Source organism: Dactylosporangium aurantiacum, assembly GCF_000716715.1.
In the GTDB taxonomy this organism is placed as follows: domain Bacteria; phylum Actinomycetota; class Actinomycetes; order Mycobacteriales; family Micromonosporaceae; genus Dactylosporangium; species Dactylosporangium aurantiacum.
On record NZ_JNYJ01000013.1, the window covers coordinates 234,041 to 256,970 of the forward strand.

Here is a 22,930-nt window from a genome sequence, read left to right on the forward strand (position 1 = left end):
CCTGAGCGTGGCGGAGCAGGGCCCGCCACTGTCGAACTGACGGCTCAGACGACTCCCTCGCCCATAATCGGGCTGGCCGGCGGGCGGGGGGCCGGTCGGCGAACCGTCGCAGACCGGCCCCCAAAGCCCGCCTTGCCCGAGCGGCACGCACGTGCCTCAGACCCGACTCCTCGCCCGTAGTCGGCCGGTCGGCAGGCATCGGGAGGTCGGCGAGCCGTCGCAGACCGGCCCGCCAAAGCCCACCGGCAGCGCGCCCTGGCCCGAGCGGCACGTAGGTGCCCAAGACCCGAACTGCACGCAGCTGCCTGAGACCCCAGCGGCACGCAGGTGCCTGAGACCCGGGCGGCGCGTCAGAGAACCTAAGCGCGGTGGAGCTCGATGACCGAGATGTCCGGTGGGGCGCCGAAGCGGACCGGTGGCCCCCAGAAGCCGGCGCCGCGGGTCACGTAGACCTGGGTGCCGTCGACGGTGCCGAGCCCGGACACGACCGGGGCCTCCAGACCCACCAGCAGGTTGAACGGCACCATCTGCCCGCCGTGGGTGTGGCCGGACAGCTGCAGGTCGACGCCGTGCCTGGCCGCTTCGTGCGCCTGGACCGGCTGGTGGGCGAGCAGCACGACGGGGCGGGAAGCGTCGCGGCCGGACAGGGCCTTGGCGAAGTCGGGGCCGTCGCCCACGTCCTCGCCGGTGACGTCGTTGACGCCGGCCAGGTCGAGGCCCTGGACGTCGAGGCGCTCGTTGCGCAGGACCCGGACGCCCAGCGAGTTGACCTCGTCGATCCACTCCTGGTAGCCGGAGAAATACTCGTGGTTGCCGGTCACGAAGAAGCTGCCGTGCCGGGCCCGCAGGTCCTGCAGCGGCTCGGCGGCCGGGCCCAGCTCGGCGACCGAGCCGTCGACCAGGTCGCCCACGACCGCGACCACGTCGGCGTCGACCGAGTTGATGATGCGCACGATCCGCTCGGTGTGCGCCTTGCCCAGCAGTGGCCCGAGGTGGATGTCGGAGACCAGCGCGATCTTGAAGCCGCTCATGCTGGCCGGGAGCTTCGCCAGCCGGATCGGCACGCGCTTGAGCACCGGGGCGCTCTTCGCCTGCCAGGTGCCGATGCCCACGGCCGCGACCGACAGCACCCCGGCCGTCGCCGCCAGCGACCGCCCCAGCAGCAGCCGCCGCGCCGGGTCGAACCGCTCATCGACAGGGCCGCCGTCCACAGGGGCGTCGTCCACAGGCGCACCCTCCGCAGCGGCGCTGCCCACGGCGCCGCCGGACACCCCGGCCGCCGGGCTGTCCACAGCCGTGACCTGCCCGTCCACAGTGCCCTGCACAGCTCGGCCCGCACTGTCCACAGGGATCACGCTGCTGTCCACAGAGTTATCCACAGGCTGTGGCTCGCGTCGCCCGGCCCAGAACCGCAGCGCCAGCCGCGGCAGCTCCAGCAGCGCCAGCGTCACCAGCAGGTAGAACATCAACGCCAGCCACAGGAACCCGGGCCACGCCAGCACCGGCTGCTGCTCCAGCGGCAGCACCCGCGAACCGACCATCGTCACCGGGATCAGCACCCCGAGCAGCGTGACGACCAGCGCCCCGACCCGCCGGCCGCGCCGTGTGGTGACCACGTCCTTGACGAGCCGCTTCCACAGATACCAGTGGATGCCGCCGACGAGTAGCAGCACGACGACCAGGAACAGCGCGATGAACACGTGCTCAGCCGCCCGCGAACGGGGGAAGGACGTCGACGGTCGCCGTCGCCGGCAGGGCCGCGTCGCGATCGCGCCACGAGGTGCCGTCGACCAGGAACGAACATGCCGTGAGCACCGCGGCGAGCTTCGGCCGCCCGGCCGTCACGGCGGCCTCGAGCTCGCCGAGCGTCGCCGCCTCGATCTTCTCCTCGGGCACGCCGGCGGCCGCGCGGGCCCCGGCGAAATAGCGCACGAGCAGCACCGCGGTCATCCCCCGATCGCCGACATGGGCCGGGCAGGCTGCAGGAACTTCGGGTCGTCGATGCCGTGCCCGGCCGGCTTCGCCCACATCGCCTTGCGCCACAGATCGGCCAGCTCGCCGTCGGTGGCCCCGGCCCGCATCGCCCCCCGCAGGTCGGTCTCCTCCTGGCTGAACAGGCACGAGCGCACCGCACCGTCGGCCGTCAGCCGGGTGCGGTCGCACGCGCCGCAGAACGGCCGGGACACGCTCGCGATCACGCCGACCTTCGCCGGCCTGCCGCCGATGCCGGAATGCCCCTCGACCAGCCAGGTCTCCGCGGGCGCGCCACCGCGCACCCCCGGATCGGGCCGCAGGTCGAACGCCTCCCGCAACCGCTCGAGGATCTCCGCGCCGGTCACCATCTCCTCGCGCCGCCAGGTGTGCCCGGCGTCCAGCGGCATCTGCTCGATGAACCGCAGCTCATAGCCGTGCTCAAGGGCGAAGCGCAGCAGCGGGACGGCCTCGTCGTCGTTGACACCGCGCAGCAGCACCGCATTCATCTTCACCGGCACCAGGCCGGCCTGCGCCGCCGCGGCGAGCCCGGCGATCACGTCGGCGTGCCGGTCACGGCGGGTCAGCGCCTGGAACCGGGCGGGGTCGACGGTGTCCAGCGAGATGTTGACCCGGTCGAGCCCGGCCTCGGCCAGGGGCCCCGCGAGGCGGGCCAGGCCGATGCCGTTGGTCGTCAGCATGGTGCTCGGGCGCGGCTCCAGCGCGGCGACGGCCCGCACGATGCCCGGCAGCCCGCGGCGCAGGAGCGGCTCACCGCCGGTGAACCTGACCTCGGTCACGCCGAGGAGCGTGACCGCGACCCCGATCAGCCGCACGACCTCGTCGTCGGTGAGCAGCGTCGGGCTGGGCAGCCAGTCGAGCCCTTCGGCGGGCATGCAATACGTGCAGCGCAGGTTGCACCGGTCGGTCAGGGAAACCCGCAGGTCGGTCGCCACGCGGCCATGGCGGTCGGCGAGACCGGCACCGAGCGGCTCCGAAAGCGTCATGCCCGAAACGGTACCCCAGCGGTATGACAGTTCAGAGCGCTCGCAGCGTGGAGCGGACCGACTCCTGGAACGAGGCACCGAACAGCGCCGTGTGCACCAGCAGCAGGTAGAGCCGGTGCAGCGGCACACGCTCCCGCCAGCCGTCCGACAGTGGCGCCGCCTCGCGGTACGCGGCCAGGATCCGGTCGTAGTGGGGTGCGCCACCCCACAGCCCGAGCAGCGCCAGGTCGGTCTCGCGGTGCCCGCCGTGAGCGGCCGGGTCGACGAGCCAGCCGTCGCCGGCGCGGTCCCACAACAGGTTGCCCGGCCACAGGTCGCCGTGGATGCGGCTGGGGGGCTCGGCGCCGCCGTACTCCTCGATGCCGGCGATCACGCGCTCCACGCCGGTGACGTCCGCGCTGGTCAGGGCGCCGTTGTCGATGGACGTGCGCAGGAAGGGCAGCAGCCGCCGCTGCGCGAACCAAGGGCCCCAGGCGCCGTCGGAGGGGTCGTTGGGCAGCGGCGCCGTGCCGATGAACCCTGGCCAGGGCGCCCCGAACGCCGGCGCGCCCGCCCGGTGCAGCGCGGCGAGCCGGCGCCCGAACCGCTCCGCGCCCTCCGGGGTCGCCTCGCCGTGCTCGATCCACTCCAGCGCGAGCAGGTCCGGCAGCTCGACGATGAGCTCGGGCACCGGCACCGCACCGGCCTCCCGCAGCCAGCGCAGCCCGGCGGCCTCGGCGGCGAAGAACCCGTCCGGCGGGTCGGGCAGGGACTTGCAGAAGACCGAACCGCCGTCGTCGAACGTGAGGCGCTGGGCGGCGCAGATCGACCCGCCCGGCACCGGCGTCTCGCGGATCCGCTGGTGCTTGATGAACACCGGCAGCTGCGCCGGGTGCTCCTTCAGGTACTGCAGATCCATCAGCGCCGCCGGTCAGCGAGCGGCGGTTCGCAATGCGTCACGCGCGTCATCGTACGAGCGCAGGACTCCACGCACGGGAGCGATGATGTGCGCGTCGGCCACCTCGGCGATCGCGGCCCGCAGCCGGCGCTCGGCGCGCGCCTTGGCCCGGCGGGCGGCCAGCCCTACGATCGGGCGCACGACGATCGACAGCAGCAGCCCGAAGAGCAGCCCGCCGAAGAACATCGCCGTCGGCAGCGGCACCCGCCCGACCTGCGGCGTGTCGATGTCGGGCAGGCCGAGGAAGGCGAAGACCGCCCGCACCGCCAGCCACAGCAGCCCGGCGAGGGCGACGACGGCGCCGAGCCACTGCAGGGCACCGACCAGCCGCCACCAGAAGGGTCTGCGCGCCATGCCGAGATCGGCGGAGGCGACCGCGACGTCGAGCGCGTCGGGCACGTCGTCCAGGCGGGAGCGCGACGCCGCGGTGACGGCCGCCGGCCACGGCTCGGGCAGCCCCGCGCCGGCCTGCTCGGCGACCTCGCGTGAGGCGAGCGCGACGGCCGCCTTCTGCGCCATCGTGGACTCCGGCAGCGAGGATGCGGCAGGTGTACTGCCAGCAGGCTGGTCCAGGTGCAGCCGGCGCAACGGATCCGGGCGCAGCTTGCGGGCCCAGCGGGCGACCGGCCAGCCGAGCACGCCCGTGGCGCGGTGCCGGTAGGTCCGCTCGGTCGCGGTGACCACGATCGGCACCCCGGCCGCGACCGCGAGGGAGTCGGCGAGCCGGTCGACGGCCGCCGGTTGGATCTTCTCGCCGCGGACCTCGGCCGTCACCAGCGGCTCCAGCTCGCCGACCGCGCCGGCCACGTCACCGGCGAGCCGCTGCAGGGAGGCCTGGCGCTGCGCGACGGTGCGCTCCAGCGTGGCCCGCAGGACGTCCAGCCCGGGCTGGCCCTTCGCGGAGGTCGGGAACGCCGGCACCCCGCCGAGACCGTCGGCCTCCAGCAGCCGGCGCAGGTCGGCGACGAGCCGCTCGCTGTCGGCCCGGTTGAGCCGGTCGGCCTGGTTGAGCACCACGACGGTCACGTCCCGGTGCCGCTGGAACTGCGACAGGTACTGCTGGTGCACCACGCGGTCGGCGTACTTCTGCGGGTCGAGCACCCACACGACGAGGTCGACCAGGCGCAGCAGCCGGTCGACCTCGAGCCGGTGCCGGGCCTCGATCGAGTCGAAGTCGGGTAGATCGAGCAGGACCAGGCCGCGCAGGCCGGCCTCGTCGTCGCCGTCCAGCGCGCTCTCCCGGGTGAACCGCCGGTTGGGCGGCACGCCGAGCCAGTCGAGCAGCGGACCGGCGCCCTGCGGCCCCCACACGCAGGCGTGCGCGACCCCGGTCGTCGGGCGGCGCACCCCCACCCGGGACAGCTGGAAGCGGCACAGCGCGTTGAACAGGCTGGACTTGCCGCTGCCGGTGGCGCCGGCCAGCGCGACGACGGTGTGCGCCCGGGACAGCGCGAGCCGCTCGCCGGCCCGGTCGATCACGGTGCGGGCGGTGACCAGCTGGGCGTCGGGCACGTGGTCCTCGGCGGCCCGCACGAACCGGCGCAGCCCTTCGACCCGCTCGAGGAGCCGGTCGGCGTCCACGGGGGCGCCGCCCTGCCGCGGGATCGCCTGCTTGATCTTGTCTACCAGGCTCACTGGGGCTCCAGCCGGACGTCGGCGCGGGCGAGCTGGACGGCGGTGCTGGCGGCGCGCAGCCGGCCGGCGAAGTCGTCGTCGACCCCGGCGCCGGCCAGGGCGCTGCGGAAGCGGCCGGCCTCCTCGTCGAAGAGGATCCCGACCCGCTCCAGCAGGTCCTGCCGGGCCCGCTCGGCGAGCGACCGTACCGCCTGATCGCCGAAGATCGCCTCGAGCACCTTCTGCGCGGTGACGGTGGTGCCGCCGGCGACCACGATCTCCAGACCGGTGGGGATGAACGCGGTGGCGGCGAAGACGGAGACCATCACCAGCAGGCCGGTGGCGTTGACCGCGTAGGCGCTGGCCCGGGCGAGCACCCGTTTGTCGCCCGCCTCGGCGCGCACCAGGTCGAGGACCGAGCGCTGCCAGTCGCGGGTGAGCCGGGCGACGCGCTCGTCCAGGTCGTCGGAGGGCCGCGCCAGGTTGGGCGCGGCGGCCAGCAGCGCGGCCCCCGCCGGGTGGGCCTTCCAGGCGACCCCGGCCCGCTCGGCGGCGTCGGTCGCGGCGCCCTTGAGCAGCGTCGCCAGGCCCGAGCCGATCGCCTCCTGGAAGCGCTCGCCGGGCGCCGGCCGGCCGGTGAGGGCGGCGACGATCCGGTCACGGGCCCGCCCGACGCGGGCCTGCAGCGCACGCATGATGTCGCCGGTGCCGACGAGCTCCTGCCAGCGGGCGAGCACCTCGCCGCGCAGCAGCGCACCGTCGTGGATGCCCTGCTCGACCGAGGAGGTGGCGGCCCGGTAGGACCCGCGCACGGCGTCGTCCAGCGACTTCGCGGCGGCGACCTGGTCCTCGGCGGCCGCGGCCAGGACCCCGACGTCCATGGTGAGCGCGTCGACGGCCCCGCCGACGGTCTGGCGGACCACCGCGGCGCGGGCCTCCGCCGAGCGGGCCAGCTGGCCGAACCAGTCCCGCAGGGGCGCGACCTGGGCCTCGTTGAGCAGGCCCTGGCTGTCCAGGCGGGCCTCGGGCAGCACGAACAGCGGCACCCCGCCGAGGTCCTGCTCCTGCAGCATCGCGCTCAGGTGCGGGGCGATCTCGTCGGCCGCGCCGCCACCGGGCACCCGGTCGAGCACCAGCGCGATGGCGGTGCCCCGGCTGCGGGCGGTGCGCAGCATCCCCCACGGCACCGCGTCGGCGTAGCGGGCGGCGGTGGTGACGAAGAGCCAGAGGTCGGCGGCGGCGAGCAGCTGCGAGGCGAGCTGCCGGTTGGCGTCGACGACGGAGTCGATGTCGGGCGCGTCGAGCAGGGCCAGGCCGGGCGTGAGAGCCTGCGCCGACACCACCTGCAGGGTGCGGGCGTCGCTGCTGGCGCCGGTCGTGCGGGCCAGCGAAGGCAGCACGTTGGCCTTGGCGAACCACGCCATGTCCGCCGGGTGGCAGACCAGGACCGGCGCCCGGGTCGTGGGGCGCAGCACGCCCGCGGGGCTGACCGGGGTGCGGATCAGGCTGTTGACCAGCGTCGACTTGCCGGCGCCGGTCGAGCCGCCGACGACGACCAGCAGCGGCGCGTCGAGCCGGTCGAGCCTCGGCAGCAGGTAGTCGTCGAGCTGGGCGACCATGGCGGCGGCGACCGTCGTGGCCCGCTCGGCGCTGGGCAGCGGCAGGGCGAAGCGGGTCTGCCGGCCCAGGTCACGGAGGTCGGTGAGGGCGCTCACGAGGTCGGCGACGGGCGAGCGCTCCGGCTCGCGGGCGCGTGGGGGCCGACCGGTGGACGGGCCATCAGCTGAAGGGCTGGTGGCCGCCGACCGGGCGGACACCGACTCGCCCTGTGTGGTCACTGCTAAAGCGTGCACGATGACGCTGTCGAGCGCCATGCAATGGCCGTAAGCATCGATATCACCGAGCGCAACTTCACCCATGACCTCCCACAGCGCGGTCGGGGTGTGACAAGTTGCGTCGGTCTCACTCAAGGTTCGACTTGACGATCGAGACTTGCGTGGCACTATTGAGTGCAAGTCACTCAACTTCGCAGCCGGCGCGTTCGGCCGACTGCCACCTGGAGGTCAAGCAGCTATGGCACGTGCGGTCGGCATCGACCTCGGAACCACCAACTCGGTGGTCAGTGTCCTGGAGGGCGGCGAGCCCAGCGTCATCGCCAACGCCGAAGGTGCGCGCACGACGCCGTCCATCGTCGCGTTCGCCCGTAACGGCGAGGTGTTGGTCGGTGAGGTCGCGAAGCGCCAGGCCGTCACCAACCCGGACCGGACCATCCGTTCCGTCAAGCGTGAGATGGGCACCAACTGGGCCATCGACATCGACGGCAAGAAGTACACCCCGCAGGAGATCTCCGCGCGGGTGCTCATGAAGCTCAAGCGCGACGCCGAGGCCTACCTCGGCGAGCAGATCACCGACGCGGTCATCACCGTGCCGGCATACTTCAACGACTCGCAGCGCACCGCCACGAAGGAGGCCGGCGAGATCGCCGGGTTCAACGTGCTGCGCATCGTCAACGAGCCGACCGCGGCCGCCCTGGCCTACGGCCTGGACAAGGGCCCGAAGGAGCAGACCGTCCTGGTCTTCGACCTCGGCGGCGGCACCTTCGACGTGTCGGTCCTGGAGCTCGCCGAGGGCGTCGTCGAGGTCAAGTCGACCTCCGGTGACAACCACCTCGGTGGCGACGACTGGGACGAGCGGGTCATCGACCACCTGGTCAAGACCTTCCGCGGCCAGCACGGCATCGACCTGTCCGCCGACAAGATGGCCATGCAGCGGCTCCGTGAGGCCTCCGAGAAGGCCAAGATCGAGCTGTCGGCGGCGACCACCACCTCGATCAACCTGCCCTACATCACCGCCGGCCCCGACGGCCCGCTGCACCTGGACACCCAGCTGTCGCGCGCCGAGTTCCAGCGGATGACGCAGGACCTACTCGACCGCACCAAGGTCCCGTTCGAGAACGCGATCCGCGACGCCGGCATCAAGGTCGGCCAGCTCGACCACGTGATCCTCGTCGGTGGCTCGACCCGTATGCCCGCCGTGACCGAGCTGGTCAAGCAGCTCACCGGCAAGGACCCCAACAAGGGCGTCAACCCGGACGAGGTCGTCGCCGTCGGCGCCGCCCTGCAGGCCGGTGTCCTCAAGGGCGAGGTCAAGGACGTCCTGCTGCTCGATGTCACCCCGCTGTCGCTGGGCATCGAGACCAAGGGCGGCATCATGCACAAGCTGGTCGAGCGCAACACGACCATCCCGACCAAGCGCTCCGAGGTCTACACCACCGCCGACGACAACCAGCCGTCGGTGCTCATCCAGGTCTTCCAGGGTGAGCGGGAGATGGCGGCCTACAACAAGCGCCTCGGCACCTTCGAGCTGACCGGCCTGCCGCCGGCGCCGCGTGGCGTGCCGCAGATCGAGGTCACCTTCGACATCGACGCCAACGGCATCGTGCACGTGTCCGCCAAGGACCTCGGCACGGGCAAGGAGCAGTCGATGACGATCACCGGCGGCTCGGCGCTGCCGAAGGACGACATCGAGCGGATGATGCGCGACGCGCAGGAGCACGCCGACGACGACAAGCGTCGCCGTGAGGAGGCCGAGACCCGCAACCTGGCCGAGGCCCTGCAGTGGCAGACCGAGAAGTTCCTGGCCGAGAGCGGCGACAAGATCCCTGCCGACGCCCGCGACCAGATGAACGAGGCGCTGGGCGACCTGCGCAGCGCGCTCGGTGGCAACGACACCGAGCGGATCAAGGCTGCCCACGAGAAGCTGGCGCAGGTCTCGCAGCAGGCCGGCAGCGCGCTCTACGAGCAGCAGCGTCAGCAGAGCGCCGCGGGTGAGGCGCCCGGCGCCGGGTTCGGCGGCGGCGACTCGGCCGGCGCGCAGGCCCAGGGCAACGGCCCGGATGACGTCGTCGACGCCGAGATCATCGACGAGGACAACAAGAAGTGACCGACGAAGCCCGCGCCGCCGGCCCGGAAGGGCCGGCGGAGCGCGTTGTGATCAAGGACAAGCGGAAGGTGTCGGCCAATGCGAAGCCGGCCGGGACACCCGACGCCGGACACACCGCGGAGGAGGCCGACGTGGAGGTCGAGGAGACCGAGACCGTAGCCGAAAAGGCCGAGGCGCCGGAGCAGGACACGCAGGAGGCGACGGTCGAGGGCGAGGTCGTGGACGAGACGTTCACGATCCACGCGCCGCCGCCCGCCGCGCCGGGTGAGGCGGCCGCACAGGGCACCACCGACGACGCGCACCAGCACGGCCTCGGCGCCGAGCTGGCGGCGTTGCGCACCGATCTCGAGGAGCGCACCCGGGACCTGCAGCGGGTCACCGCCGAATACGCCAACTACCGCAAGCGGGTCGACCGTGACCGCGCGCTGGTGGTGGAGCAGGCCAGCGCCAACGTGCTCGGCGCACTGCTGCCCGTGCTCGACGACCTCGACCGGGCCCGGGACCACGGGGACCTGGTCGGGCCGTTCGGCGCGGTCGCGGAGCAGCTGACCGGGGCGCTGACCAAGTTCGGGCTGACCGTGTTCGGGGCCAAGGGCGACCCGTTCGACCCGACCCGCCACGAGGCGGTGGCCCACCTGACCTCGGCCGAGGTGACCGAGCCGACCTGCATCGACGTGATGCGGCGTGGCTATCTCCTGGGCGAGCGGCTGCTGCGACCGGCCCTGGTCGCCGTTGCCGACCCGGAGTAAGAGACGGCTGGAGGAGGTGGCGCAGTGAGTTCGAAGGACTGGTTGGAAAAGGACTTCTACGCGGTTCTGGGCGTCACCAAATCCGCTTCCACCGATGAGATCAAGAAGGCGTACCGCAAGCTCGCGCGGGAGCTGCACCCCGACCGCAACCCGAACAACGCGGCGGCCGAGGAGCGGTTCAAGGCGGTGTCGGAGGCGTATGACGTGCTCTCCGATCCCGGCCGCCGCAAGGAGTACGACGAGATGCGGTCGCTCTTCGGCGCGGGCGCGTTCCGGCGCAACGCGAGGGCGGGCAACCACGGTGCGGGTGGGCCCGGCTTCGACTTCTCCGATCTGTTCGCCAACGGCGCGCAGGGCGGCGGCTCCGCCGGCCCGGGCGCCGGTGTCGGTGGTGACCGCCGCTTCGGCGGCGCGGGTTTCTCGGACCTGTTCAGCTCGATCTTCTCCGGCGGCGGCGGTGGGCCCACCGGTGCGCCGCCGGGGCGCCGCGGCCGCGGCCGCGACGTCGAGACCGAGGTGGTGCTCAACTTCGCCGACGCGGTGCAGGGCGCCACGCTGCCGATCACGCTGCGCACGCCCGGCACGTGCGAGACCTGCCACGGCAACGGCGCCGCCCCCGGCTCCACGCCGCGGACCTGCCCCAACTGCCGGGGCCAGGGCGTGGTCAGCAGCAACCAGGGCTCGTTCAGCTTCACCGAGCCGTGCCGCGAGTGCCAGGGTGTCGGCACCATCGTCGACGAGAAGTGCCCGGAGTGCGTCGGCAGCGGCGGCGTGACGAAGACCCGCACGATCAACGTGCGCATCCCCCCTGGGGTCGCCGAGGGTCAGCGGATCCGGTTGAGCGGCCGCGGTGAGCCGGGCACCCGGGGCGGTGCGGCCGGCGACCTGTTCGTGCTGATCAGGGTGCGTCCCGACGCGGTCTTCGGCCGCAGCGGCGACGATCTGACCCTGACGGTGCCGGTGACCTTCGCGGAGGCGGCGCTCGGCGCCGACCTGCGGGTGCCGACGCTCGATGCGGCCGTGACGCTGCGGGTGCCCCCGGGCACGCCCAGCGGCCGGACGCTGCGGGTGCGCGGCAAGGGGGTCGCCCGGCGCGACGGGAAGGTCGGTGACCTGCTCGTCACCATCGACGTCCACGTGCCGGCGGAGCTCTCCGCGGCTGCCCGGCAGGCACTGTCCGACTACGCGGCAGCGGCGCCGCCGGCTCCGAGGGAGCGGCTCGACGCGATCGCACGGGAGCGCAGCAGCTATGAACAACGATGACGAGCGCGAGGTCTTCATCAGCTACGAGGCGGTCTCCGACGCCAAGGTGCTGATCATCTCGATCGCGGCCCGGCTGGCCGGGATGCATCCGCAGACCCTGCGGCAGTACGACCGCATGGGGCTGGTGCAGCCCGGCCGCACCTCCGGCGGCGGTCGCCGCTACAGCGAGCGCGACGTGGCGCTGCTGCGCGAGGTGCAGCGGCTCAGCCAGGAAGAGGGCGTCAACCTCGCCGGCATCAAACGCATCATCGAGCTCGAAGGGATGGTCAGCGACCTGCGCCAGCGGGTCGCTGATCTGGAGGACGAGCTGATCCGGACCCGGACCCGGCTCGCGCAGATGGAGGCGACCGGCTTCCCCCGGCGCGATCTGGTGCCGACCCACCAGCACCAGACCGCGCTGGTGGTGTGGCGGCCGAGCCAGAAATAGCGTGTTTGCCTTCCCGCGCCACCGGGCATCAGGTGCGCAGGGAATGGTGTGGTCATCCGGAGGGCTGACCGGATGCTCGCAGGGTGTGGTCAAACCGAGAGGGCGCCGTCGACGACGGCGCCCTTTCAGCTGATCCGGCGCGGCGCGCGGACCAGGCCGCCTTCGCACCAGTCGTGATACTCGAACAGCTCGGGCCGGGCCAGCAGCATCCGGGCGTTGTGCGCCCAGGTCTTCAGCTGCTCGTCACCGTGCTCCTCGGCCTGCTCGACGAACTTGCGCAGGCGCCGCTTCGGGTGGGCACGGAAGTGCGTGCGGATGCCGTCGGCGGCGTAGATGTACAGGCAGTGCAGCGCGAACCGGCGGGCCGGGCAGGCCGAGTCCATCGCCAGGTCGAACAGCGTGCCGATCAGCCGATCGCCGGCGACCAGGAGGTCCCAGTCCGGCGGCATGGTCTGCAGCACCGACGCGTCGGGGTGGTAGGCCCACGCGCGCAGCTCTGCTGGAGTAGGGTCGACCGGGTTGGCAAAGCCCCGGAATCCCGCTTGTTGCACGCTCACCGTCAGCTCCCGTGGCCAGCGGGTATGTGATCGCCAGAGGTCCTGGAGTCGGCGACAACTTAGCCCGCCACCTGGCAACTGCGGAAGAGCCGAAGGGATCGGTTACTCTCCGGATACCGCCATAAGGGCGGCTTTAGACCGATAAGTCCCCCGCGATATGGGCTATATCAATGGGTTCCGGCGGGGTCTACAGTGTCGTCGTGAGCACGGACCATCGCGGCATGCGGATCTCCGACGCAGAGCGCGAGCGTGTGGTCGCCCAGCTGAACACGGCCGTGTCCGAGGGCCGGCTCACCCTCGCCGAGTTCGAGGAGCGGGTCGACGGCGTGCTGCGCTCCCGCACCTACGGCGACATCGAGCCGTATGTGATGGACCTGCCCGTGGAGCAGGTCAAAGCGCCCGAGGCCGTCGAGATCCGCAACCGGTCCTCGTCGCTCAAGCGGCAGGGCCGCTGGACGGTCCCGCGCCGGCTGACCATCACCACCCAGTCAGGCTCGGTGAAGCTCGACTTCACCGAGGCGATCTTCGGCACCCCGGTCGTGGACATCGAGCTCGACGCGACGTCCAGCTCGGTCGAGCTGGTCCTGCCCGCCGGCGCCGTCGCCGACGTGGACAGCATCGACACGCACGCCAGCACCGTGCGGTCGCGGATCGAGCCGTCGGGCGGGGGCGTCCACTTCCGCATCAGCGGCGAGGTCTCCAGCAGCAGCGTCAAGGTGCGTTACCAGCGCAGGTTCTGGCGGTGGCGTTGGTGAGGCGCCGCCCGCTCGTCGCCGTCCTGGCCGCCGCGCTCACCCTGACCTTGACCGCCGGCTCGTGTACGCCCGGCAAGGAGCCGGCCGAGGAGCCGGCGCCGGACATCTCCTACCAGGAGGACCCGCAGCAACCCGCCCCGGCCGGCTCGGAAGACCCGCGCAACCGCCAGTCGGTCGTGCAGGTGCCGAAGGGCACCTCGCCGCGCGGCGTCGAGTTCGCCGACGCCGACACCGGCTACGCCCTGTTCAGCTCGTGCGTCAGCGGGCTGGCCTGCCAGGTCGGCCTGGTCATCACGCTCGACGGCGGGCAGTCGTGGGTGGCCCGCAAGGTGCCCTTCGACGACGCCACCGAGGTCGAGATGCGGCTCGGCCGGGGCAACGTGCTGCTGCTGCGCGCGGTCCCCGGCGGCTGGTACGTCTCCCGCGACACCGGCCTCACCTTCCAGCAGCACCCGCTGCTCCCGCCGCCGGCCGAGCTCAACCTCACCGAGCCGCGCTTCAGCGTCGGCTGCCTGGACGGCACGGTCGACTGCCCGGCGCGCCAGCCGATGGAGGTCACCGACGACGGCAAGCGGGTCGGGCTGCCCGGCCGCCCGGCCGGCAACCACCGCTTCACCAGCCTGATCGCGCAGGCCGACGGCAAGCTCTGGCTGACGGCCCAAGCGGTGGAGACCTCGGCCACCACGCCACCGATGCTCACGGTCACCGTCTGGAGCAGCGCCGACCACGGCCGCACCTGGCACGACGAGGGCTCGGCCCGGCTGCCGCAGCAGAGCGGCGTGGAGCCGCACGTGGTGGTGGCGCCCGACGGGTCTGACGTGTGGCTCGCGGGCAACCAGTTCGCGGCCCGCCGCACCGCCGCGGGCACCTGGGTGGAGGCCAGCGCGATGCGTGAGGTCGCCGAGGTGTACAGCGCCGAGGTGCTGCCCGGTGGGCTGCTCCTGGTCGCCAGCGGGCAGGGCGTCTGGACGGTCGACAGCGACCGGCGCAGCCGTGACCAGGGCGGACGGCTGGTCTTCCGCCTCCGCCGGCTGTCCGACACGGTGATCCTCGGCTATCCGGGTCAGCAGTCGGGTGAGGTGTGGCTGTGCGAGGTGAAAGGCAAGAATTGTGAGTGGTCGAGGGTCGCTGTCGCTGCACGATAAGACTTGAGTGGAATAGACTCAACCTCGGAGACGTCGTACCTGGTGCACAGGTACGAACCGGAACGAGGAGCCGATGAACGCCGAACGCCTGACCACCAAGAGTCGCGAGGTCATCAAGGCCGCCGTTGACGCGGCGAGCCAGCGCGGACACGCGACCGTCGAACCTTGGCACCTGCTGCTGTCGCTGCTGGACACCGGCGGGTCGACCGCCGCCGCGCTGCTGCGGGCAGTCGGGGCCAACCCCGCCGACATCCGCCGCGCCGCGCTGCACGCCGTCGACCGGCTGCCCAGCGCAAAGGGATCCAGTGTCGTCGAGCCCAACGTGGCCCGCGAGTTCGCCAACGCGATCGCGGCGGCGGAGCAGATCGCCCGCCCGCTCGGCGACGAGTACACCTCCACCGAGCACCTGCTGGCCGGCCTCGCCCGGGTCGGCGGGGCGGTGTCGACCCGGCTCAAGGACTCCGGGGCCACCGAGCAGACCCTCGTCGCCGCCTTCCCGCAGGTGCGCGGCGGCGACCGCCGGGTCACCACGGCCGACCCCGAGCAGACCTTCCAGGCGCTGGAGAAGTATGGCGTCGACCTGACCCAGGCCGCCCGCGACGGCAAGATCGACCCGGTCATCGGCCGGGACTCGGAGATCCGCCGGGTGATCCAGGTGCTCTCGCGCCGCACGAAGAACAACCCGGTGCTCATCGGTGAGCCCGGCGTCGGCAAGACCGCGATCGTCGAGGGCCTCGCCCAGCGCATCGTGGCCGGCGACGTGCCCGAGTCGCTGCGCGACAAGCGCCTGGTCAGCCTGGACCTGGCGGCCATGGTCGCCGGCGCGCAGTACCGGGGGCAGTTCGAGGAGCGGCTCAAGTCCGTCCTGGAGGAGATCAAGGGCTCCGAGGGGCAGGTCATCACGTTCCTCGACGAGCTGCACACCATCGTCGGCGCCGGCAAGGGCGAAGGCTCCATGGACGCCGGCAACATGCTCAAGCCGATGCTGGCCCGCGGCGAGCTGCGGATGGTCGGCGCGACCACGCTGGACGAGTATCGCGAGCACATCGAGAAGGACCCGGCGCTGGAGCGGCGCTTCCAGCCGGTCGTGGTGGGCGAGCCGACGATCGAGGACACCATCGGCATCCTGCGCGGGCTCAAGGAGCGCTACGAGGTGCACCACGGCGTCCGGATCACCGACGCCGCCCTGGTCGCGGCCGCCACGCTGTCCGACCGGTACATCGCTGACCGGTTCCTGCCGGACAAGGCGATCGACCTGGTCGACGAGTCGGCGTCCCGGCTGCGGATGGAGATCGACTCGCGCCCCGTCGAGGTCGACGAGGTCGAGCGGACCGTGCGCCGGCTGGAGATCGAGGAGATGGCGCTGGCCAAGGAGCCCGATCCGGCCTCCGCGGAGCGGCTGCAGCGGCTGCGGGCCGAGCTGGCCGACCGCCGCGAGCACCTGACCTCCCTCACCGAGCGCTGGCAGAACGAGAAGCAGCACATCTCCGCCGTCTCCTCGATCAAGGAGCAGCTGGAGCAGCTGCGCGGCGAGGCCGACCGGGCCGAGCGTGACCTGGACCTGGCCAAGGCCTCCGAGCTGCGCTACGGGCGCATCCGCGACCTTGAACAGGAGCTGCGCACCGCCGAGGCGGAGCTGCAGGAGCTGCAGTCCGCCGGGTCGATGCTGAAGGAGGAGGTCTCCGCCGACGACATCGCCGCGGTGGTCGCCTCGTGGACCGGCATCCCCGCCGGCCGCCTGATGGAGGGCGAGACGGCGAAGCTGCTGCGCATGGAGGAGTCGCTGCGCAGCCGGGTCGTCGGGCAGGAGGCCGCGGTGCAGGCCGTCTCCGACGCGGTGCGCCGCGCCCGGGCCGGCATCGCCGACCCCGACCGTCCGACCGGCAGCTTCCTGTTCCTCGGCCCGACCGGCGTCGGCAAGACCGAGCTGGCAAAGGCCCTGGCGGAGTTCCTCTTCGACGACGAGCGCGCCATGGTGCGTATCGACATGAGCGAGTACGGCGAGAAGCACACCGTCGCCCGGCTCGTCGGCGCGCCGCCCGGGTACGTGGGCTACGAGGAGGGCGGTCAGCTCACCGAGGCGGTCCGCCGCCGGCCCTACTCCGTGGTGCTGCTCGACGAGGTCGAGAAGGCGCACCCCGACGTGTTCGACGTGCTGCTGGCGGTCCTCGACGACGGCCGGCTCACCGACGGCCAGGGCCGCACTGTCGACTTCCGCAACGCCATCCTCATCCTCACCTCCAACCTGGGCTCCGAGGTGCTCGCCGACGACCCGACGCTGACGTCGGAGCAGCGGCGCGACGCCGTGATCGCCGCGGTGCGGCAGCACTTCAAGCCGGAGTTCGTCAACCGGCTCGACGACATGGTCGTGTTCGACCCGCTGTCGACCGCCGACCTGCGTGCGATCGTCGACATCCAGCTGCAGTCGCTGGCCCGGCGGCTGTCGGATCGACGGCTGGCGCTGGAGGTCACCGACTCGGCACGTGACTGGCTCGCCAGTCTTGGGTATGACTCCGTGTACGGCGCCCGACCCCTGCGGCGCCTGGTCCAGACCTCCATCGGTGACCAGCTCGCCAAGGCGCTGCTGGCCGGCTCGATCCGCGACGGCGACAAGGTCGTCGTGGACCTGGCGGACGACAAGAAGGCGCTCACCGTCAGCGCCGGATAAGGACGAGGGCGATGCTGTGGAAGAAGAGCGGTGCGTTCGCTGAGGAACTGCGCCAACTCGCCGACGCCGACACGCTGGCGTTCGGCGGGGTCGGCTTCGCCGGCACGCTGTTGCCCGCCACCAAGGCGTATTTCGCGGTCGAGGAGGGTCTCCGCCGGCACGGCGCCGAGCTGCGGCCCAAGCTGGAGGCGCTCCTCGACCGGGCCAAGCCGGCCGGCCGGCTCTACGCGGCGGAGCTGCTCACCCACATCGACGCCGCGGCGGGTCGGGCGGCCTGGCAGCATCTCGCCCGCCAGGATGCCGAGGTCACCACGTTCAGCGGCTGCATGATGGGCACCACCACGCTCGCCCGGTATGCACAAGATCGTCTCAACAACTGAGGCCTCCGCCTGCGCAAACGGCCCGGCATCGATACGGTTGATCCTCAAGGTTTCCTGGGAGGAGATCCGATGGCATTCGCCGACCCAGCGTCTGGGCCGCGTGCCCGACCGTCCACCGTCAACCTGGCCGTCTACCTGCTGTACGCGGCGGCCGGGATCGAACTGATCAACATCATCCTGTCCTTGGCCTACGCCGGCGCGCTCGCCGACGGCGCGAAGAAGGCCGTGGCGGGCACCTCGCAGGAGAACGCCGGTCTGGGGCAGGGCGCCACCGGCACCATCACCGTGGTGATCGGGGTGCTCATCATCGTGCTGCTGGGCCTGCTGGCGGTGTACGTCGGCAAGGGCAAGCAGGTCGCCCGGATCCTCACGTGGGTCCTCGGCGGCATCGCCGCGTGCTGCACGCTCGGCGCGTTCGGCTTCAGCCTGGCCGGCGAGAGCCTCTGGGAGCAGGCCCGCAAGGACGACCCGGCCCTGCCGACCTGGGACCGGTACAACGAGCTGCTCTACTCCGAGGTGCCGGGCTGGTACCAGCCGGTCACCACGCTGCTGAGCGTGCTGCTGATCCTGGCCATCCTGGCCGCCATGGTGCTGCTGGCGCTGCCGGCGTCGCACCCGTACTTCCGCAAGGTCGAGCAGCAGTGGGAGCCGCCGGTGCCCGGCACGGGCGACCCCGGCTACCCGCCACCGCCGCCGCCCGCGAGTGGCCCGCCGACCGCGTGAACCAGGAAGGGCCCCGGGAGACCGGGGCCCTTCCACGTATCGTGCCCGGCATGAGCCAACGTCAGGTCGCACTGGTCACCGGCGCCACTTCGGGCATCGGCGCCGCGTTCGCGCGCGAGCTCGCCGCAGAGGGGCACGACCTGGTGCTGGTCGCCCGTGACCGGGCCCGCCTCGACGCGATGGCGGCCGAGCTGGGCGGCGCCGAGGTGCTGCCCGCGGACCTGTCGACGCCGGATGGCTGCGATCTGGTCGCGGCGCGTCTCGCCGACCCTGAGCGGCCCGTGGACGTGCTGGTCAACAACGCCGGGATGAGCCTCAACACGCCGTTCCCGCGCTCGAGCGTGGAGCGGGAGGAGCTGCTGCTGCGGCTCAACGTCCACGCGGTCATGCGGCTCACGCTCGCCGCGCTGCCCGCCATGACCGCCCGCGGGCGGGGCGACATCGTCAACGTCTCGTCGGTGGCCGGGTTCTCCGCGATGATGCCCGGCTCCACGTACCCGGCGAGCAAGGCCTGGGTCACCAACTTCAGCGAGTCCACCGGTCAGCTGGTGCGCGCCAAGGGGGTGCGCGTCATGGCGCTGTGCCCCGGCTACGTCCGCACCGAGTTCCACCAGCGGGCCGGCATCGACATGTCCAAGACGCCGCCGTGGCTGTGGCTGGACGCCGGGCGGGTGGTCCGCGACGGACTGCGCGACCTCCGCAAGGGCAAGCTGGTCAGCGTGCCCGACTGGAAGTACAAGATGGTCGTCTTCGGGGTGCGGCACGCGCCCCGTGGGCTGGTGCGGCGCGTCGCGGGCGGCACCAGGCGCCGCATCGGCCGCGATGATCATTGAGTGGGACAACATCGAACATGATTGTGGTCACGGTGCCGCCGAACGGTCCGACTTCGGCGGCGAAGGGCTGAGTCCGCCCTCGCCGCGCCCCTTGTACGGGGTGTTTGTGCAGGTCAGAGCCGATGTGACGGGCTCCGATGAAGGGTGCGGAAGCACCGAAACCAAGGCGAATCTCCCTCACGTGTGCTTCGTTGGCCCCTGTCACCGTCACCCCTCGCGTCACTCGTGGTGATCGCTGCGATCACCTTCGTATTCCTCCTTGTCCACTTGACGGCCCTATATTTCTGCGAGAGTGCGGGTCATCGATTCGCTCGGGAGATTTAGCGCGTACGCTTCGGTCATGACCGACCGTGACGACCTGCTGAAACTCGTGCTCGACCTGGCTGTGGTCCGAGGTCGTGTGACGCTGTCGTCCGGACAAGTAGCCGACTGGTACGTGGACCTACGTCGCTTGACGCTGCACCATGCCGGTGCGCCGCTCGTCGGCCGGGTGCTGCTCGATCTGGTCGCCGACTGGGACTTCGACGCCGTGGGAGGGCTGACCCTCGGCGCCGATCCGGTGGCCAGCGCGATGCTGCACGCAGCTGCCGCGCGGGGGACGGGACGCAAGCTCGACGCGTTCGTCGTCCGGAAGAGTGACAAGGCTCACGGTCTGCAGCGGAGGATCGAGGGACCCGACGTTGCGGGCCGCCGGGTGCTGGCGGTTGAAGACACCTCCACGACAGGAGGAAGCGTTCTGACTGCCGTAGAGGCGTTGCGCGAGGCCGGCGCGGAAGTGGTCGGTGTCGCGGTTATCGTCGACCGTGGGGCGGAAAAGGCGGTCCGCGCCGCGGGGCTGAGCTATCGCTCAGCGTTTTCGTTGGCCGACCTCGGCCAATAGGGCTGAAAAATTGTCGATTCGGACCTGCGTATATGCAGGCGGGTCGATGGTGTTGGTGGAAGGATGGAATACGTGGGAACTGCGCTGGCTGAGATGACCCTGCCCCAGATCTCGCCGCTTGCCGGCGAGCCGATTGACCGCGCCGATGCCGAGCGTCTTGCCGGCGTCCTGAAGGCACTTGCCGACCCTGCCCGACTGCGGCTCCTGAGCCTCATCCAGTCGGCTCCGGACGGCGAGGCGTGTGTGTGTGACCTGACGGCCCCCCTCGGGCTCTCGCAGCCCACGGTGAGCCACCACCTGCGGATCCTGACCGAGGCCGGGCTGCTGGAGCGCGAGAAGCGGGGTGTCTGGGCGTTCTACCGCCTGGTGCCCTCCGCCATCGGCACCATCGCCGACCTTCTGACGCCGCCCCGCAAGCGGGCGACCAAGAAGGCTCCTCGGTAAGGCATTTGTTCGACCAGGCCGACCACCTGCGCGACCAGCTTGCCCGCCTCGGGCAGGCGGTCGTGCAGGCTGGCCTGGTCGTGGGCTCGGGCGGCAACCTGTCCGCCCGCGCGCCCGGCTCCGACGAGTGCTGGGTGACGGCTGCCGGCACCTGGCTCGATCGGCTGTCCGACGGCTGCTTCGTACGGGTACGAATCAGCGACGGCACGCCTCTTGACACAACCGGTGCGCCGACTTCTGAGCTCGGCCTGCACCTGGCGACGTACCGCGCGCGCCCCGACGCCAACGCGATCGTCCACCTGCACCCCCAGACGGTGCTGCTGCTGGACGCGATCGGGGAACCGATCCGGCTCGTCACCACCGACCACGCCTTCTACCTGCGGCAGGTCGTGACCACCCCGTTCTGCCCGCCCGGCGACCCCCTGGTCGGCGAGCTCGCCGCGGCCGCGTGCGCCGACGGGGTCAACTGCGTGGTCCTCTCCCACCACGGCTGCTCCGTGATCGCCGACTCGGTCGAGCTCGCGCACAAGCGCGCCCTCTATCTCGAGGAGGCGGCGCAGCTGACTTACCGAGCGTTAACCCTCGGTCGCACGCCGGAACCGGTGCCCACCGGCTGGCTCGACCGTCCCTCCGCAACCGTTTGACCTGCGCCTACACTCGTCCGATTGCACGGACGAAGGGCAGGGTGAGCACGTGGAGCAACGCCGGAGGCGGTCGCTGCGGGCACCGTTGGCGATCGTCGGAGTGCTGGGTCTGATCGGCGGCACCGTCGTCGCCGTCCGCGCGGTCGCCGGCGGCGACGGCAACTGCGACAGCGGCGTCAAGCTGGTTGTGGCGGCCGCGCCGGACATCGCGCCGGCCGTGCGCGACGCCGCCGCCCGCTGGAGCGCCACCAAGCCGGAGGTCAGCGGCGACTGCGTACAAGTGCAGGTGCGCGCCGCCGAGCCGGCCGACGTCGCCAACCAGCTCGCCGCCCGCGCCGGCGGCGCGATCAACGTGGCCGCCACCGCGCTGCCCTCCCCGGCCGACGCCGACGTGCCGACCGTGTGGATCCCCGACTCGACCGCGTGGCTCGTGCGCATGCGGGCGGTCAGCCGCGAGGCGTTCGAGCCCGACGCCACGTCCGTCGCCACCAGCCCTGTCACGCTCGCCGTGCCCGACCAGCTCGCCGGCGCTCTCAATACCGGCGGGACCGGCACGGCCGGCGCGGCGCAGGTCGCGGCGCTGCTGCCGAAGGTCGCCGGCAAGCAGGTCCAGCTCGCCGCGGTCGACCCCCGCCGCAGCACCGCCGGGCTCGCCGGGGCCGGCCTGCTCTACGACTCGATCGTCACCGACCCCAAGAAGCTGGTCGACGTGGTCAAGGCGTACCGGTCGATCACCGTCGCCCCGGATCAGGCCGCGCTTTCCAAGAGCACCGGCCCGGCCCAGGTCGCCCCGATGAGCGAGCAGGCCGTCATCGCCTACAACTCCGCCAACCCGGCCGTCGCGCTCACCGCGATGCCGGTCGACCCTCCGGTCGCGCTCGATTACCCGTACGCCTCGATCACCGGCAAGCCCAGGGCCAACCTGGAGGCGGCGGAGCTGTTCCGCACCGCCCTCACCGCCGACAGCAACCGGGACCTGTTCGCCCGGCTCGGCTTCCGCGCCGCCGACGGCTCCACCAGCGCCGGCTTCCCCGCCGGCCGCGGCGCCACCACCGCCCCGGTCCCGGTCAAGCCCCTCGCCGAGCCGCAGAAGATCAACGACATCCTCGGGTACTGGAACGCCACCACCGCCCCGTCGCGGGTGCTGACCCTGGTCGACGTGACGTCCTCGGTGAACCGGCCGATGGCCGGCAGCGGCTCTCCGTCGCGGCTGCAGGTGCTGCGCAAGACCGCCACCGAAGGGCTCGGCCTCTTCACCGACGACAGCGAGCTGGGCCTGTGGGCCTACGCGTCCGGCCTGCCCGGCGGCAAGGACTACCAGGAGGTCGTCCCCCTCAACCCGCTCAACCAGGGCCAGCGGGCCAGGCTGACCACGGCCGTCTCCGGCGCCAAGGCCGTCGGCACGGACGTCTGCGGGTTGTACGAGACGGTGCTCGCCGCGTACAAGGCGCTGAAGGACGGCTACAAGGAGGGCCGCTCCAACACCGTGGTCGTCTTCACCGACGGCGCCAACTCGAAGCCCGGTATGAGCCTGGAGACGCTGAAACTGGAGCTCGAACGGGCCACGGACCCGACCCGCCCGGTGCGCGTGGTGCTGCTCGGGGTGGGGCCTGACGCGCGGCAGCAGGAGCTGGCCGAGATCGCCGCCGCCACGGGTGGCCGTTCGTTCGTGGTGACCGACCCTGATCAGATCGGCAACATCTTCCTGCAGGCGCTGATCAGGACCGGCTGACAGCCCGGCCGGCGTGCGCCTGCCGCTGGCCGCGCCTGTGGGACGGCACGCTGGTGGTGATCGCGCCCTGTCGATGATCGCGCCTTTCTTGGTGATCGCGGTCGAGCGGTGATCACGTGGTGGAGGTGATCGCGAGCCGATGGCGATCGCGTGGAGGTGGTGTCAACGGCCAGTTGGACTTCCCCGGTGGCGGCCAGTAGTTCTCCCCGCTGGCGGTCACGAATTTCTCCCCGTCGGCGGCCAGATAGTTCCCCGCCGT

The 22,930-nt window shown here is 72.0% G+C and carries 21 protein-coding genes; 14 read left to right on the forward strand and 7 right to left on the reverse strand.

What is annotated here, in order from left to right; genetic code table 11:
• Positions 1-359: 359 nt before the first annotated feature.
• Genes OP18_RS17535 through OP18_RS17560 form a run of 6 tightly spaced genes read right to left on the reverse strand, consistent with a single transcriptional unit; the run spans position 360 to position 7,367 of the window.
• The gene (locus OP18_RS17535; protein ID WP_389250080.1) at positions 360-1,694 is read right to left on the reverse strand and encodes a metallophosphoesterase; all 1,335 of its coding nucleotides are present in this window, start codon (positions 1,692-1,694) and stop codon (positions 360-362) included.
• 10 nt (positions 1,695-1,704) lie between these two features.
• Positions 1,705-1,950, reverse strand: coding sequence for a MoaD/ThiS family protein (locus OP18_RS17540; protein ID WP_033359964.1), 246 nt, complete (start codon positions 1,948-1,950; stop codon positions 1,705-1,707).
• Positions 1,947-2,978, reverse strand: coding sequence for a GTP 3',8-cyclase MoaA (gene moaA / locus OP18_RS17545; protein ID WP_033359965.1), 1,032 nt, complete (start codon positions 2,976-2,978; stop codon positions 1,947-1,949). The genes OP18_RS17540 and moaA overlap by 4 nt, the downstream gene beginning before the upstream one ends.
• A 31-nt stretch (positions 2,979-3,009) precedes the next feature.
• The gene (locus OP18_RS17550; RefSeq protein ID WP_033359966.1) at positions 3,010-3,876 is read right to left on the reverse strand and encodes a fructosamine kinase family protein; all 867 of its coding nucleotides are present in this window, start codon (positions 3,874-3,876) and stop codon (positions 3,010-3,012) included.
• A gap of 12 nt (positions 3,877-3,888) precedes the next feature.
• A complete protein-coding gene (locus tag OP18_RS17555) occupies positions 3,889-5,550 on the reverse strand; it encodes a GTPase (RefSeq protein WP_033359967.1) in 1,662 nt (553 codons plus the stop codon).
• Positions 5,547-7,367, reverse strand: a complete 1,821-nt coding sequence (locus tag OP18_RS17560; protein WP_389249597.1) for a GTPase family protein — start codon at positions 7,365-7,367, stop codon at positions 5,547-5,549. The genes OP18_RS17555 and OP18_RS17560 overlap by 4 nt, the downstream gene beginning before the upstream one ends.
• Before the next feature lie 235 nt (positions 7,368-7,602).
• On the opposite strand from OP18_RS17560, the gene dnaK reads away from it, so the two are divergent.
• The 4 genes from dnaK to OP18_RS17580 are packed head-to-tail and all read left to right on the forward strand — an operon-like array spanning position 7,603 to position 11,910.
• Positions 7,603-9,471 (forward strand): molecular chaperone DnaK, encoded by a 1,869-nt coding sequence (dnaK, locus tag OP18_RS17565; RefSeq protein WP_033359969.1) that lies wholly within the window; start codon positions 7,603-7,605, stop codon positions 9,469-9,471.
• Entirely contained in the window at positions 9,468-10,220 is a 753-nt protein-coding gene (grpE, locus tag OP18_RS55205; RefSeq protein WP_081970839.1) for a nucleotide exchange factor GrpE, read from the forward strand. Before dnaK ends, grpE begins: the two co-directional genes overlap by 4 nt.
• Before the next feature lie 24 nt (positions 10,221-10,244).
• The gene (gene dnaJ / locus OP18_RS17575; RefSeq protein ID WP_033359970.1) at positions 10,245-11,483 is read left to right on the forward strand and encodes a molecular chaperone DnaJ; all 1,239 of its coding nucleotides are present in this window, start codon (positions 10,245-10,247) and stop codon (positions 11,481-11,483) included.
• Positions 11,470-11,910, forward strand: a complete 441-nt coding sequence (locus OP18_RS17580; RefSeq protein WP_033359971.1) for a heat shock protein transcriptional repressor HspR — start codon at positions 11,470-11,472, stop codon at positions 11,908-11,910. Before dnaJ ends, OP18_RS17580 begins: the two co-directional genes overlap by 14 nt.
• Positions 11,911-12,035: 125 nt before the next feature.
• Here the strand turns inward: OP18_RS17580 and OP18_RS17585 are convergent, their stop codons facing one another.
• Positions 12,036-12,467, reverse strand: coding sequence for a hypothetical protein (locus OP18_RS17585; protein ID WP_033359972.1), 432 nt, complete (start codon positions 12,465-12,467; stop codon positions 12,036-12,038).
• A gap of 200 nt (positions 12,468-12,667) precedes the next feature.
• On the opposite strand from OP18_RS17585, the gene OP18_RS17590 reads away from it, so the two are divergent.
• The 10 genes from OP18_RS17590 to OP18_RS17635 all read left to right on the forward strand — a co-directional run bounded on the left by OP18_RS17590 (position 12,668) and on the right by OP18_RS17635 (position 22,671).
• A complete protein-coding gene (locus tag OP18_RS17590; protein ID WP_162189804.1) occupies positions 12,668-13,222 on the forward strand; it encodes a DUF1707 SHOCT-like domain-containing protein in 555 nt (184 codons plus the stop codon).
• The gene (locus tag OP18_RS17595) at positions 13,210-14,367 is read left to right on the forward strand and encodes a sialidase family protein (RefSeq protein ID WP_156089581.1); all 1,158 of its coding nucleotides are present in this window, start codon (positions 13,210-13,212) and stop codon (positions 14,365-14,367) included. Before OP18_RS17590 ends, OP18_RS17595 begins: the two co-directional genes overlap by 13 nt.
• A 73-nt stretch (positions 14,368-14,440) precedes the next feature.
• Positions 14,441-17,035, forward strand: coding sequence for an ATP-dependent chaperone ClpB (gene clpB, locus OP18_RS17600; protein ID WP_033359974.1), 2,595 nt, complete (start codon positions 14,441-14,443; stop codon positions 17,033-17,035).
• 11 nt (positions 17,036-17,046) lie between these two features.
• Complete coding sequence (locus tag OP18_RS17605; RefSeq protein ID WP_033359975.1) at positions 17,047-17,415, forward strand: hypothetical protein; 369 nt, start codon at positions 17,047-17,049, stop codon at positions 17,413-17,415.
• A 69-nt stretch (positions 17,416-17,484) separates the two neighbouring features.
• Complete coding sequence (locus tag OP18_RS17610) at positions 17,485-18,138, forward strand: hypothetical protein (protein WP_052386877.1); 654 nt, start codon at positions 17,485-17,487, stop codon at positions 18,136-18,138.
• A 50-nt stretch (positions 18,139-18,188) separates the two neighbouring features.
• Positions 18,189-18,971 (forward strand): SDR family NAD(P)-dependent oxidoreductase, encoded by a 783-nt coding sequence (locus OP18_RS17615; RefSeq protein ID WP_033360036.1) that lies wholly within the window; start codon positions 18,189-18,191, stop codon positions 18,969-18,971.
• Positions 18,972-19,311: 340 nt separating this feature from the next.
• Complete coding sequence (gene pyrE, locus OP18_RS17620; protein WP_033360037.1) at positions 19,312-19,851, forward strand: orotate phosphoribosyltransferase; 540 nt, start codon at positions 19,312-19,314, stop codon at positions 19,849-19,851.
• Positions 19,852-19,914: 63 nt separating this feature from the next.
• Positions 19,915-20,295, forward strand: a complete 381-nt coding sequence (locus OP18_RS17625) for an ArsR/SmtB family transcription factor (RefSeq protein ID WP_033359976.1) — start codon at positions 19,915-19,917, stop codon at positions 20,293-20,295.
• 5 nt (positions 20,296-20,300) lie between these two features.
• Positions 20,301-20,939 (forward strand): class II aldolase/adducin family protein, encoded by a 639-nt coding sequence (locus tag OP18_RS17630; RefSeq protein WP_033359977.1) that lies wholly within the window; start codon positions 20,301-20,303, stop codon positions 20,937-20,939.
• Positions 20,940-20,988: 49 nt separating this feature from the next.
• A complete protein-coding gene (locus tag OP18_RS17635) occupies positions 20,989-22,671 on the forward strand; it encodes a VWA domain-containing protein (protein ID WP_081970840.1) in 1,683 nt (560 codons plus the stop codon).
• The last annotated feature ends 259 nt before the right edge of the window (positions 22,672-22,930 follow it).

Coding starts and splice junctions, on each gene's coding strand:
- OP18_RS17540 (WP_033359964.1), bottom strand. CDS start 1,950: ATGACCGCGGTGCTGCTCGTGCGCTATTTCGCCGGGGCCCGCGCGGCC.
- moaA (WP_033359965.1), bottom strand. CDS start 2,978: ATGACGCTTTCGGAGCCGCTCGGTGCCGGTCTCGCCGACCGCCATGGC.
- OP18_RS17550 (WP_033359966.1), bottom strand. CDS start 3,876: ATGGATCTGCAGTACCTGAAGGAGCACCCGGCGCAGCTGCCGGTGTTC.
- dnaK (WP_033359969.1), top strand. CDS start 7,603: ATGGCACGTGCGGTCGGCATCGACCTCGGAACCACCAACTCGGTGGTC.
- OP18_RS17580 (WP_033359971.1), top strand. CDS start 11,470: ATGAACAACGATGACGAGCGCGAGGTCTTCATCAGCTACGAGGCGGTC.
- clpB (WP_033359974.1), top strand. CDS start 14,441: ATGAACGCCGAACGCCTGACCACCAAGAGTCGCGAGGTCATCAAGGCC.
- OP18_RS17605 (WP_033359975.1), top strand. CDS start 17,047: ATGCTGTGGAAGAAGAGCGGTGCGTTCGCTGAGGAACTGCGCCAACTC.
- OP18_RS17610 (WP_052386877.1), top strand. CDS start 17,485: ATGGCATTCGCCGACCCAGCGTCTGGGCCGCGTGCCCGACCGTCCACC.
- OP18_RS17615 (WP_033360036.1), top strand. CDS start 18,189: ATGAGCCAACGTCAGGTCGCACTGGTCACCGGCGCCACTTCGGGCATC.
- pyrE (WP_033360037.1), top strand. CDS start 19,312: ATGACCGACCGTGACGACCTGCTGAAACTCGTGCTCGACCTGGCTGTG.
- OP18_RS17625 (WP_033359976.1), top strand. CDS start 19,915: ATGGAATACGTGGGAACTGCGCTGGCTGAGATGACCCTGCCCCAGATC.